The following is a 12,563-nucleotide window of genomic DNA, read 5'->3' as shown; positions in this document are numbered from 1 at the left end:
GCTGCCCCATTTGGTAAAATAAACTTAGACATTGCTCAAGTTGCCTTTGCCGTTAGTTGCAGTTTGGGTGGGTTCAGTAATTGGAACCGCAACAACTGAAGGAACTTGTGAAATAGATTTTTTACTAATACTTCCCTTTCGGCGAGAGCCGCCTGCCTTTGAATACTCTATGCTGTTTCTACCGTAGACAGTCGCAACTCCAGTAAGCATCCTTTCAGACAGTTCTGAGAGTGCATTGTTCATCTGAGTTATCGTCTTACGAGATTCCTCAAGATTAGACAGAAGCGTATTATGGGCTTCTAGCGTGGCACGGGTATTATCGATAAGGCGGATATAAGCTTCAATGCTTAATCCATGCCCTAAATCTAGATTCTCATCGATGGATTTAAGCAGGGCGAGACGGCGTTGAGCTTTGTCTACAGCAGCAGAACCACGAGTTTTTAAAGACATAGAAAATATTTCTGGAATAGTTCTGCTTCAACATACTGGGATGTGTTTCTGCGTGAGAAGAGTATTTTTGTGGATTTAATTTAAACTGTTTAATCGGCACTCACTCTGTGTTTATACTTATTGATTCGTATCTGTTCTTGTTTCGGGATGAACGCAACAAGCAAATGCGTACGCCAAACAAGCAAATACTGCCGCCGAACAAGCAAATGTGATCGCTCAACAAGCAAATGCGTACGCCAAACAAGCAAATGCGTACGCCAAACAAGCAAATGTGATCGCTCAACAAGCAAATGCGTACGCCGAACAAGCAAATGCGTACGCTCAACTAGCTAATGCATAGGCGTAGCCCGTCGTAGACATCGCACTTCGTATTTTAATCAATTCACCAGATATCTTCAAAATTAAGGACAAATCCAGGCAGTATATCTTCTCCTGATAAACTAGCAGGAGATTGCAGCACTTCAACATCTCTACCAGAACGATAAATTTCTACTTGCTGAGTTTCTAAATCAATTAACCAACCTAATCTAGCACCGTTGTCTCGGTACTCTTGCATTTTATTTTGTAGCCTTGTTAAACAATCAGTATCAGAACACAATTCCACTACAAAATCAGGACATACAGGCGGAAACCTCTCTTTTTGCTCCTGTGTAAGAGAATCCCATCTGTTACGTCTTAACCAAGATACGTCAGGCGAACGAACTGCTCCATTTGGTAAAATAAACCCAACCGAAGAACCAAAAGCTATACCTAGTGATTCATCACGATTCCACACTCCAAGTTGAGCAGTTAAGTTAGCATTGCGGTTGCTGGTTAAGCCTCCGACTAGAGGCATTAGTAGCAATGTACCATCAGCATTACGCTCAAATCTGATTAATTCATTTATCTGACATAACTGGAAGAATTGCTCATCTGTTATTTGAAGAACAGGAGCAAAGTTGATAGTTAAGGCATCCATAGAAAAATTTTAACTTGAATATTCCTATAAAAATGCCAAAGGCGAATGCACTTTAGCGAAAAAAATATTTGGAATGATTGGCTCTAAGTGTTGATTACTTTATCCGCAGCACCAGTTAATATTTCATCCATCCAAGCATTTATGCTTTTGCCAGCCTTTTTAGCAGCAATAAATATTTTGCGGTGGTGTTCTGGAGTTGTACGGAATGGAAGTTTACCAGAGAATGGTTTCTCAGGCTCCTCTCCTAGTTCTTCACAGAAAGCAAGATAATCATCAACAGAAATTTTAAATTCTTGACGCGCTTCGTCTACAGTTTTTGCTTTAAAGGTAATCACGTCATTAATATCTAGGACTTGACCAAAAAGTATTCCTGCGTCTACATCTACTTCTATACTAGCTGTGTATCCCTTATAATTCATCATATTTTAATTCCTGCCTTAATTAAAAATTCTCTAACAGATTTGACTGCTCCTTTATCTGTCTCATTTTGAGGATGCGTATAAAAGCGTAGGCGTAGCCCGTCGTAGACATCGCCTGTTGTGGAAGAGTGGTGCGTTAGCATAGCTTCTCGTAAGTATCGCTGTGTATATTTAACTTAAAGACAAAAAAAGTATAATAGTGAGCATCAAATCCATATTTGTTAAAATATTTTTTATTACTAAAGAGAGAGAAGTTATCTGGTGGACTCTACATTTAACTGGAAACTGGAACAGACTTTACTTGAAAAAGTCATAAATTTGGCTAGTCAACGAGGGCAATCTCCTGAATCAATAGTCAGTGAAGCTGTTAGGCTATATCTAGAAACCCAATTACTAGAAACAGTTGACAATGCTGCGTCTGACCCATTAATTGGCTTATTTGCAGGAACACCTGATTTGGCTACAAACTCAGAAGATATTCTTCAACAGGATATTACTGAAAAATCTGGTTGGACGTGGAAAAAACCTTAGCAGTAGCTGATACGGGTTTTGTTGTAGCATTGTTGAACCGTTCGGATACAATGCATAGTATTGTTGCAAGAGTATATACACAAGAAAAACAAATTCTGTTACCACAAACAGTATTGGCAGAATTAGCTTATTTGGTAGGACGTAATGCAGGTGTAACGACAGTAGCAGCTTTTTTGCAAGGACTATCTGCGAGTCGATTTAGTTTAGTAGCTTTAACAGACCAAGATGTAATTCGTGTGGCGGAAATTTTGAATGAGTATGCAGATAGTCGAATTGATTTTGTAGATGCAAGTGTTATGGCTATAGCTGAACGCTATGGGATTAAAAAAATATTTACTTTAGATCAGCGAGATTTTAGATTATATCGACCTCAGCACTGCGATAGCTTTGAGATTTTGCCTTAAAGAAAATAATAGTTAATAAAAGAGCGATCGCTTTGCAGAAAACCTCAAAAACAAAGCGATCGCTTTATGCAGGCATTCAATTCTTAATTGTGCTCAAATCGCTTCGTATGTGAGTCGTGGATTAGATTCTAGGATTGATTCTGGGGTTTCGCCAACAACTAATTTCTCTAGAATCAACTCAACAGTAATGCGTATTGTAACAATTACGGGTTTTCAGATTATCACTTTAGGATCGGATACAACTAGTTGTTTGAGAGGCTTTTGCATTGTTTTTGATTGTTTATGTTACTATGTATACTTGAATTGGCAGTCTGTTTATGTACATTTACTATCAGCCACAAACATCACGGATTAAGCATATTACGGAGGTATTTTTGTGGATAGAATTACCAAAAGTTTGATAGAAGCTTTTCTAAAAGAACATGAAATAGAATCAGAAGGAGAAGCAATAGATTTTGAAAAATTTTGTAACTACTGCGTAATTTCACGAGAATATCCTGAGACTTTTAAAGTAGAAGATGTTTCTGTAGGCAGTTCAAATGATACTGGGCTTGATGGCATCGCTATTATTGTAAATGGTAAACTTGTAGACTCTATTGAAGAAGTTGATGATTTAGCTGATATCAATAAACGTATGGAAGCAACATTTATCTTTATTCAGTCTAAAACATCAAACACTTTTGATAGTGGAGATATGTTAAAGTTCTTTGAAGGAGTTTCAGATTTTTTTGCAGAAGAAGAACCAGTTTTAGAACGCAATGAAATGGTTGAATATAAAGTAAAAATAGCAACACATATATACTCAGAAAAAAGTAGTATGATGGTACGGGGAAGACCTTTATGTAAAATGTACTATATCACAACAGGTAAATGGACTGATGACAAAAACTTAGTCAGGCGTATGAGTGCTAAAAAACATGAAATTGAAGAGAAAAACATCTTTGAAAAAGTAGAAATTCAGGCACTAGGTGCTGATGAAATTAGAAAGCTTTATCAAAGTACAAAATTAGCATTAAGTACAGATATTATTTTTGCTAGCAGAGTAGTATTACCTGAAATTTCAGGAATATCTGAATCGTATATAGGTACTCTACCTTTTTCTGAATTCAGAAAACTAATAATTGATGAGTTCGATAATATTAGATTATCGATTTTTTATGATAATATTCGAGCTTTTCAAGGAACTAATGATGTTAATCATGATATCGAATCTACATTAAAGTCAGGAGAATTAGATAGATTTTCAGTTTTAAATAATGGAATAACGATAATAGCTAAATCATTAGATACTGTTGGCAATAGATTTAATATTCGAGATTATCAAATAGTTAACGGGTGTCAAACAAGCCACGTTTTATTTAACTGTAGAAATTTAAGTGGTATAAATAATTTACAAATTCCAGTAAAGATAATTGTTACAGACAAAGATGATGTAATAAATAGCATAATCAAAGCAACTAATCATCAAACACCAGTTAAAAAAGAAGAACTTGCAGCTTTATCTGAATTTCAAAAGAAATTAGAACAATGCTACAACTCGTTTGAATCCTTTCATGCTGGAGAACAGTTATATTATGAAAGACGTTCAAAGCAGTATCACGATAGAGCAGATGTACCGAAAAATCGTGTTATTACAATTCCCGACCAAATTAAAACTTTTGCTGCTATGTTTCTTGACCAGCCTCATAGAGTATCACGTTCCTATGGAGATTTATCCAGAGAAATAGGTAGTAAGATTTTTGGTGCTAATCATAGTCCAACAAGCTATTATGCAAGTGCTTTTGCTTACTATCGACTTGAAAATCTTTTTAATCAGAGAAATAGAAACAAGTTAGACCCTAAGTATAAAAAATGTAAATATTATTTACTTATGGCTATGAGGTATTTGACCGCAGGAGCAGATATGCCGAGCTTAGATAATCAAAGAAAAATGGAACAGTATTGTAATAAAATTATATCTGTGCTTAATAGCCAGCAAAAATATTTACAAGTATTTGAGAAAGGAACTGAGATTATTGAAGAGCAGTTTCTGCATTTAAATATTAATATAGATAATCGTGACGTAATCACAACTGTAAGTTTTGTTGAACAGTTGAAAAAAAGACTAGAAAGTGAATTTTCAAAAATAAATTCTAAATAAAGTAAATTGTATAGAACAGGACAAGAGCAAAAAAATAATAGTAACTTATCTCTAATAACAAAACAATAGAAAAACAAGCCTGTGAAAGCAGGCTTGTTTTCTATTCTTTATACAATTTCTTCTAAACCAATGTCATAACTTGTTCATATTCTTCTTTATAGCTTTGCAAAGCATCACAAAGATCAACTTTTTGCTGAAGATTAAGCCAAAGTCTTGGGCCATTTCCTAAAGCTTTACCAAGACGTATTGCTATATCTACTGTAATTGCTCTTTGGCCATCAATAATTTCCTGAATTGTTTGATTAGATACTCCTAAAATTTCTGCAAAATTTACGGTATTAATATCTAAATCATCTAAAATATCTGCAATTACTTCGCCAGGATGTATTGGTCTTACTAATCTATCATCAATAATATCTTGCCAATTATCCATAATTAACCTTATCTCATTGTTAAGGCAGGCTTTATGCCTGCCCATTTAATCCTAGTCTATCCCTTCAATCCGGTCTTCAACTTCTTGGTACAACTCACGCAGACGATCTAAATTCTCCTCGCTAGTCTCCCAATAACCACGTCCATTCACTTCCAACAAAGTTGATACAACCTTGCGGAAAGAATGGGGATTAAGGTTCAGTAACCGTTTCTGCATTTCTTCATCTTTGATGAAGGTTTCGTTAGTATCCTCGTAAATCCAGTTATCCACAGCGCCGGCTGTCGCACTCCAACCCATTGTATTTACCAATCGCTTGGAGAGTTCGCGCACACCTTCGTAACCGTGATTCAGCATTCCCTCATACCACTTAGGATTTAATAATTTGGTACGCGCATCTAAGCGCACGGTTTCTGATAATGTCCGCACTTGAGCGTTAGCTGTGGTTGTATCTGCAATATAAGATGCTGGTTTTTTACCATCACCTCGCAGACTTGCAACTAACTTAGTGGGATCTGAATCAAAGTAGTGGGAAACATCTGTCAAGCTAATCTCGGAAGAATCCAAATTTTGGAAAGTTGCATCAGCAGTTTTCAATGTGCTTTCAAAAATCTGCCGGGATTCGTCCATGATTCCGGGGTTATCGGAATTGAAGGAGAAAGATTTCCGGTTGAGATACATGTCCTGCAACTCGGCTTCGCTATCCCAAGTGCTGTTTTCTACCGCCAAGTTGATATTTGACGAGTAGGAACCAGAAGCGTTGGAGAAAACGCGCGTCGCCGCTTGACGCAGATTAATCCCCATATCTTGGGCTTGTTGCAAAGCGTGTTTGCGAACAAAGTTCATTTCTAATGGTTCATCTGCCTCAGCTGCCATCTTCACCCCTTGATCTAGCAGGTTCATTTGGTTGATGAACAAGTCGCGGAATACACCAGAACAGTTGATTACTACATCAATTCTGGGGCGTCCCAACTCTTCTAGAGATATCAATTCCAACTTGTTCACCCGTCCCAAGGCATCTGGAACTGGACGCACACCCACCATCCACATAATTTGCGCTAGGGATTCGCCGTAAGTTTTGATGTTATCGGTTCCCCAAAGGACGCAGGCGATGGTTTCTGGCCATTTTCCATCGTTTTCAGCTTTGTTACGTGCCAAAAGCCTGTCTACAACGATTTTGGCTGATTGGACTGCTGCTGTTGTTGGGATGGATTGCGGATCGAGTGCATGAATATTCTTACCCGTGGGCAATACATCCGGGTTGCGGATGGGATCGCCACCAGGCCCAGGTAGAACGTACTCGCCTTCCAAGCCTTTGAGTAATGCTCCTAGTTCGTTATCGGCACAAACTTGCTGGAGACAGAATTCCAAATATTCAAACAGGGGTTTTAGGGCTGCGCTATCAACTTTGGGATAACCTGCTTTATGCAATGATTCCACCCAAGGTTCTTTTTTGCCCATGTTGAAGAAATTCAACCGGGAAACTAGAGAAACTCGCCCTTCTGCGTCGGTTTGTTCTTGGACAAGGGCGGTAACTGCTGCACGGGTTGCCAAGGTGATATCTTGCAGTAATTGGACATCTTTTAAAATGCCTCGGTCATTATTTTGGTAAATATCGTCAATATTACGCCCAATGCTGTTAGCGATAATTCCGGGTAAGCCTTGAAGTCCCTCTTCTTGACGATCTAGACTAGCAATGTTGACGAGAGTTGCGATCGCTTCTTCTGCACTTGGTGGTTTACCAATAACGTGCAACCCACAAGGCAACAACCGAGACTCGATTTCCATCAATCGGCGGTAGACGTTGCCAACAATATTATCGCGATCGTCGGTACTCATGTCTCTGGCATCGGTTTCTGGCAGATTGATATCCTTATCCAGATTCACGATCCGGCATTTATCCATGATGCTGTTAACAATGGAAATACCGCGTCCACTATCTTTCAAGGTTTGATAGGAAGCAATTAATTCGCTGAGTTCCTTTAAACCTTTATACAAACCAGCATTTTCTGCTGGAGGTGTCAAGTAGGAAATCGTTTCGGCATAACTCCGACGTTTGGCAATTGTCGCTTCACTCGGATTATTGGCTGCGTAGTAATACAAGTTAGGAATTGAGCCAATCAAGTTATCTGGATAACAATCTCCAGACATCCCCATCTGTTTACCTGGCATGAATTCCAAGGAACCGTGTGTACCAAAGTGCAGTACAGCATCAGCTTTCCAAACTTGCTCTAGGTAAGTGTAGTAGGCAGCAAAACCGTGGTGAGGACTAGCTGAACGGGAGAACAACAGCCGCATCGGGTCGCCTTCGTAACCAAATGTAGGTTGGACACCGATGAAGACGTTACCGAATTGCTTACCATAAATTAGCAAGTTTTGCCCATCGCTGTTGAGATGTCCGGGAGGTGGCCCCCAGTTTTCCTCTAGGCGTTGAGAGTAAGGGGTAAGTGCCTCATACTCAGGAACCGACATTTTGTAAGCAACGTTCAGTTCTGGGCTGTTGTACTGCGCTTGGGCGTCATGGATGACTTCTTGCATCAACGCTTCGGCTGATTCTGGCAATTCTGGTAAGTCGTAGCCGTTATTTTTGAGAGCTTTCATCACCTCGTAGATGGAGCCGAAAACATCCAAGTACGCTGCGGTTCCCACGTTGCCTTTATCTGGCGGGAAGCTAAAAACTGTAATGGCGACTTTTTTACCAAGCTTCGGTTTGCGGCGCAGATTTGCCCATTTTAAGGCGCGTTCGGCTACAGCTTCAACCCGATCGCGCAGTGCGATCGCTTTCCCTGTAGTCCCATCCCTACCTGATAAAATTATCGGCTCAATTGCCCCATCCAACTCAGGAATCGCAATTTGCAAAGCTACTTGAATTGGATGTAACCCTAAATCGCTATCCATCCACTCTTCTGTAGTTTGGAATACTAAGGGTAACGCCACCATGTAAGGACGGTTTAAGCGTTTGAGTGCCTCAATTGCCTTGGGATGATCTTGTCTGGCTGGGCCACCTACTAAAGCAAAACCAGTCAGCGATATCACTGCATCTACCAACTGTGTGTTGGTATTTGGTTCATAGAAGTAAGCATCCACAGGCTTGGAGAAATCCAAACCACCAGCAAATACAGGTAATACCCGTGCGCCTAGTGCTTCCAACTCCTGCACCATTGCTACATAATGGGCATCATCCCCTGTAACTAGGTGAGTGCGTTGCAATACTAACCCGACACAAGGAGCTAGGGGATCTTTTAGATCGTTAGAAATATCCTTACGAGTTGTGTACCAATTAAGGTACTCTCTGACATCTTCAAACATACTGGGAGCCAAAGGATGCCAAATCCCTAAATCGGGATAAACCACTGGCTGTTGATATGTATAAGGTGCAAAATTTTGTTTCTCTAAACCTTTAAATACATATTTATCAGCTAGCATCAGCAAGAAGTTTTCCAGGTTTTCTGGTGAACCACCTAACCAATACTGAAAACTGAGCATGAAATTTCGAGCGTCCTGTGCCTTATCCATTGGTAAGAATTTCAGCACTTGCGGCAGCGTTCGCAAAAGCTTCAGCATTCCATCTTGAAATCCTGCACCGGATTTTTCTTTGCGTTTCCGCATGAATTGAGCGATCGCACTTTTTGACTGACCCAACTGTGCTAGAGAAAAGCTGCCCATTTTACTTAGGCGCATTACCTCTGGCATCGAGGGAAAGACAACGGAAACGTCCAGATGATCGCGGTGTGGTTCTACTGCTGCTACTACTTTCTGTGCTAAGTCTTCGATGAAAATGAGGGAAGCGATGAAGATATTCGCACTCTCAATTTCTCGTTTGAACTCCTCATAGTTCTCTGGGTCGCGGAGTTCCTCAATCAAGTACCCACTGATTTCAATCGCCAAGTTGGGATTGTTCGCGTTAATCGTGCGAACCGCTTGCGACAAAGCACTCTGGTACTGGGACTCAAGCACGACATAGACCACCTTGATTAAATTACGTCCGCGTAAGTTATCAGGCGCAATGTGTCTAATGGTGGACTTGACGTGTGTGAACATGCTTCTTCGGCTCCTTTGATGCGTGTTCTCTCTTTAAGTTCCTAGCGGCATTATCAGCCACTGTTAACTTCTGATCTTTAGGCAATATGTGTTTTTTATCAGAAAACGCTTGCCCAGTGGGAATTTTATCGTGTATCTGATACAAATCGATATAAAAAACGAAATATTTCTTTGTAATTGTTGACTGTGTTTAAAAGTATTTGCTCACTTATTTGTAAATTTTTTGCAATACTTCTCTTTAATAGTTAAATAGCTATTAAGTATATTGTTGGATTTACAAAAAAAAACCCGCTTGTGCGGGTTGTAAAAACGGAAATATCCAGGCGATCGCACCACTTAAGCAGCTGACTCTACCTGAGAATTGGCTTTTAAACCAGATAATACACTTTCCATTTTTGATAAAGGCACAGCACCAGAAAAAGTTTCGCCATTGATAAAAAAGAATGGAGTACCTCCAATTCCCAACTTTTCAGCCAACTGTTGATCTTTTGCGATCGCAGCATTGACTTCTGCTGAATTGCGTTGTTGGTTGAACTGTGACAAATCTAATTTCAGATTTTTAGCGATATCAACATACAATTTTTCACCCAACTTGTCTTGTTTAGCAAATAAAGCGTCTTGATATTGCCACATTATAAATATGATTAAATATTAATCTATGAGTATAAATTGGGAATTTAGTATTTTAAGAATTATTCGGCTGAAAATGACTCTGGCAAAAACTTGCAGATGTTATCGAACATAGCCTGCAATTATATCAGTGATATTGTGCTTATAAAAATTAGGAACGAATTAGGTAATATTTCCCTCTTGACTAATGACCCCTAACTCTTGCACATTAACTAATGACTCAAGTAGATATTCTCATCCTATCAAATGGCCCTGGAGAGGTAACAACCTGGGTGCGCCCAGTAGTAAAGGCATTGCGGCAAAAATTTGGCGATGACCGAAATCAAGTGAGAATCAGTGTAGTTCTATCGCCTTGCTCAAATGCTAGTGGTAAAGAAGCTGCGATCGCTCTTTCTTATCCAGAAGTAGATAGAGTACAGCCAGCAGAGCATTTTTGGCAATTTTTGCTTTGGGGTAAAACCTTTGATAATTGGGACTGGAGAAGTCACGGTGTAGTAGTTTTTCTCGGTGGCGATCAAATTTTCCCCGTAGTCATAGGCAAAAAGCTGGGATATCGCACAGTAGTTTACGCTGAATGGTCAGCCCGTTGGCATAACTGGATTGATCGCTTTGGCGTGATGAAACCTGAAGTTGCTGCCCGTGTCCCCCAGAAATATGCTCACAAATTCGCTGTTGTCGGTGATTTGATGGTAGAAGCTAGTAGTCATTCGTCATTAGTCATTGGTCATTTATCCTTAGCAAACGACAAAGGACAAATGACTAATGACATAGACGCGTCAACGGCTTCCCACAAAGTAGGACAAAAGACTGAATTGATTGGTTTACTCCCTGGTTCAAAAGCCGCAAAATTAGCCCAAGGAGTACCATTAAGTCTAGGCATTGCTGAATACGTTTATGCAAAAAGACCTCAAACTAAATTTGTGATTCCTGTAGCCCCAACTTTGGATTTACAAACTTTAGCTAGTTTTGCCGATCCCCAAAAGAACCCTATTGCTGAAACATTTGGCTTTGGCGGTGCTTCCTTAATTGTCCCAGAGGACTCTAGCAGCAAGGCATTGCTCAAAACAACAACGGGCTTAACTGTGGAACTGTGGCAAGAAAACCCTGCATATCACTTATTATCCCAGTGCTGCATCTGCTTGACTACAGTGGGGGCAAACACTGCCGAACTCGGTGCTTTAGGAGTGCCAATGATTGTTTTGTTGCCAACCCAGCAACTTGATGCCATGCGTGCTTGGGATGGTTTACCTGGGTTGTTGGTAAATCTACCAGGTGTAGGTACGCCTTTTGCCAACGTGATTAATTGGTTATTCCTAAGATTTGTAAGACGTAAAGGTTTATTAGCATGGCCAAATATCTGGGCACAAGAAGAGATAGTGCCAGAACTTATGGGTAAACTTCAACCACAAGAAATTGGAGAAATGGTTATAGACTTATTAGCTCATCCAGAAAAATTGGACGATATCCGCGCTAAACTCCGTAAAATTCGTGGTGAAAGCGGTGCAGCCCAAAAGATAGCACAGATTGTTAGTGAGGAAATTGGGAAGTAAAGGAAGTGGGAAACAATTCAAAATTCAAAATTCAAAATTATTCTTTCACTTTCTTCTTTACTTAATCGGAAGATTCTCCATCCCTGCGGCCAAGTTCATAAATGCCAGCGCCCATACAAGCTAATATACCTGTACTAATTCCCCAACTCTCACCTAAACTAATTTCCAGAACCCAGTTACATAAAGCACCAATTACCAAAAAAGGCACAATGCTAAATAATGAAGCGTAGAAAGAGTTTTGGGATTCTCTGGCTTTACGAGTCTTTTCAAATTCTGACTGGCTAGTATAAAGCGATCGCTCGGCAAAGTTAAACCAGCGATTGAGTTGCTCGATTACCCATTCATTAACTTGGGAAAAACCTAGATATAGCGCCAATGACCACAAACTCGCTCCGGCGATCGCGATCGTGTCTAACTCAAAGCGGAAAGGCAAAATTTCAGTCAGCATTGCTTATGAGAGTCCTGCAAAGGGTTGACTTTAGCTTTTAGTAGATGCTAAATAAACCTCTTGTGCAATTTTAAGCATAAAGGTTGACAAGATTTCAACTACTTGACAACTCTCTTGCTCTTTTAATCATCCATTACTGAGAAACTTAGCCATATTCTAATAACTCATCGTCTAATTGCACACCTGCAATCAGTTCGTGGACAGCCTCAGACATTTGAGTTGTATAAGGTTGCAGTGTGTTATTTTTGAGCGCTTCTGTCATAGCAAAATCGATAAACAGCCGCACCATTACTGATTCTTCTCCGTCTTCATCATCACCAGATTGAGGTGAAATCCGCAAAATTGCAGTATCTGGCGACAATACCTCTATCCAACCATCTGCATTGGCAAACTGAGGATATATCTCGATAAAACTCAGCTGGTAGCCTAAACCCTGCACTGTTACCAATTTTAGTACTACGAATACTGTAGGAGTTGCTCATCTTCAAGCGTATCTACATGAGGTAGTTACATGATAGTAATTTATCACGCAATGCATCGGTCTGCATTGTTAATGCATCGG

The 12,563-nt window shown here is 39.9% G+C and carries 14 protein-coding genes; 4 read left to right on the top strand and 10 right to left on the bottom strand.

The annotated features are described in order from the left end of the window. Positions 1-24: 24 nt before the first annotated feature. The 4 genes from ACFE90_RS03915 to ACFE90_RS03900 all read right to left on the bottom strand — a co-directional run bounded on the left by ACFE90_RS03915 (position 25) and on the right by ACFE90_RS03900 (position 1,970). A complete protein-coding gene (locus ACFE90_RS03915; protein WP_375497906.1) occupies positions 25-450 on the bottom strand; it encodes a hypothetical protein in 426 nt (141 codons plus the stop codon). Positions 451-832: 382 nt separating this feature from the next. Beyond that, positions 833-1,408, bottom strand: coding sequence for a Uma2 family endonuclease (locus ACFE90_RS03910; protein ID WP_375497904.1), 576 nt, complete (start codon positions 1,406-1,408; stop codon positions 833-835). A gap of 83 nt (positions 1,409-1,491) precedes the next feature. After that, on the bottom strand, positions 1,492-1,827 hold the full coding sequence (locus ACFE90_RS03905; RefSeq protein ID WP_375497972.1) for a type II toxin-antitoxin system HicB family antitoxin: 336 nt from the start codon (positions 1,825-1,827) through the stop codon (positions 1,492-1,494). Next, the gene (locus ACFE90_RS03900; protein WP_375497902.1) at positions 1,827-1,970 is read right to left on the bottom strand and encodes a hypothetical protein; all 144 of its coding nucleotides are present in this window, start codon (positions 1,968-1,970) and stop codon (positions 1,827-1,829) included. Before ACFE90_RS03900 ends, ACFE90_RS03905 begins: the two co-directional genes overlap by 1 nt. Before the next feature lie 118 nt (positions 1,971-2,088). Here ACFE90_RS03900 and ACFE90_RS03895 point away from each other — a divergent pair, with 118 nt between their 5' ends. Both ACFE90_RS03895 and ACFE90_RS03890 read left to right on the top strand, forming a co-directional pair. Further along, entirely contained in the window at positions 2,089-2,358 is a 270-nt protein-coding gene (locus ACFE90_RS03895; RefSeq protein ID WP_375497900.1) for a hypothetical protein, read from the top strand. Next, positions 2,343-2,762 (top strand): type II toxin-antitoxin system VapC family toxin, encoded by a 420-nt coding sequence (locus ACFE90_RS03890; protein ID WP_375497898.1) that lies wholly within the window; start codon positions 2,343-2,345, stop codon positions 2,760-2,762. Before ACFE90_RS03895 ends, ACFE90_RS03890 begins: the two co-directional genes overlap by 16 nt. A gap of 93 nt (positions 2,763-2,855) precedes the next feature. Here the strand turns inward: ACFE90_RS03890 and ACFE90_RS03885 are convergent, their stop codons facing one another. Further along, positions 2,856-2,966, bottom strand: a complete 111-nt coding sequence (locus ACFE90_RS03885) for a DUF433 domain-containing protein (RefSeq protein ID WP_375497970.1) — start codon at positions 2,964-2,966, stop codon at positions 2,856-2,858. A 172-nt stretch (positions 2,967-3,138) separates the two neighbouring features. Here ACFE90_RS03885 and ACFE90_RS03880 point away from each other — a divergent pair, with 172 nt between their 5' ends. After that, positions 3,139-4,902: an AIPR family protein gene (locus ACFE90_RS03880; protein WP_375497896.1), complete on the top strand. Its 1,764-nt coding sequence runs from the start codon at positions 3,139-3,141 to the stop codon at positions 4,900-4,902. 121 nt (positions 4,903-5,023) lie between these two features. On the opposite strand, the gene ACFE90_RS03875 is transcribed toward ACFE90_RS03880, so the two are convergent. From ACFE90_RS03875 to ACFE90_RS03865, 3 genes are all read right to left on the bottom strand, one after another. After that, positions 5,024-5,335: a HigA family addiction module antitoxin gene (locus ACFE90_RS03875; protein ID WP_375497894.1), complete on the bottom strand. Its 312-nt coding sequence runs from the start codon at positions 5,333-5,335 to the stop codon at positions 5,024-5,026. 51 nt (positions 5,336-5,386) lie between these two features. Continuing rightward, the gene (locus ACFE90_RS03870; RefSeq protein ID WP_375497892.1) at positions 5,387-9,373 is read right to left on the bottom strand and encodes a magnesium chelatase subunit H; all 3,987 of its coding nucleotides are present in this window, start codon (positions 9,371-9,373) and stop codon (positions 5,387-5,389) included. Between the two features lie 336 nt (positions 9,374-9,709). Next, positions 9,710-10,006 carry a DsbA family protein gene (locus ACFE90_RS03865; RefSeq protein ID WP_375497890.1) on the bottom strand — a complete coding sequence of 99 codons (297 nt, stop codon included), beginning with the start codon at positions 10,004-10,006 and terminating at the stop codon, positions 9,710-9,712. Between the two features lie 212 nt (positions 10,007-10,218). On the opposite strand from ACFE90_RS03865, the gene ACFE90_RS03860 reads away from it, so the two are divergent. Beyond that, complete coding sequence (locus ACFE90_RS03860) at positions 10,219-11,553, top strand: lipid-A-disaccharide synthase (RefSeq protein ID WP_375497888.1); 1,335 nt, start codon at positions 10,219-10,221, stop codon at positions 11,551-11,553. Positions 11,554-11,614: 61 nt separating this feature from the next. Here ACFE90_RS03860 and ACFE90_RS03855 read toward each other — a convergent pair whose 3' ends face one another. Further along, positions 11,615-12,001, bottom strand: a complete 387-nt coding sequence (locus tag ACFE90_RS03855; protein WP_375497886.1) for a hypothetical protein — start codon at positions 11,999-12,001, stop codon at positions 11,615-11,617. A gap of 145 nt (positions 12,002-12,146) precedes the next feature. Beyond that, positions 12,147-12,449: a hypothetical protein gene (locus ACFE90_RS03850; protein ID WP_375497884.1), complete on the bottom strand. Its 303-nt coding sequence runs from the start codon at positions 12,447-12,449 to the stop codon at positions 12,147-12,149. Between the last annotated feature and the right edge of the window lie 114 nt (positions 12,450-12,563).

This window comes from uncultured Nostoc sp., assembly GCF_964245445.1.
Taxonomy (GTDB): domain Bacteria; phylum Cyanobacteriota; class Cyanobacteriia; order Cyanobacteriales; family Nostocaceae; genus Nostoc.
The sequence above is the reverse complement of the archived record's forward strand: the minus strand, read 5'-3'. Positions and strand labels throughout refer to the sequence as shown.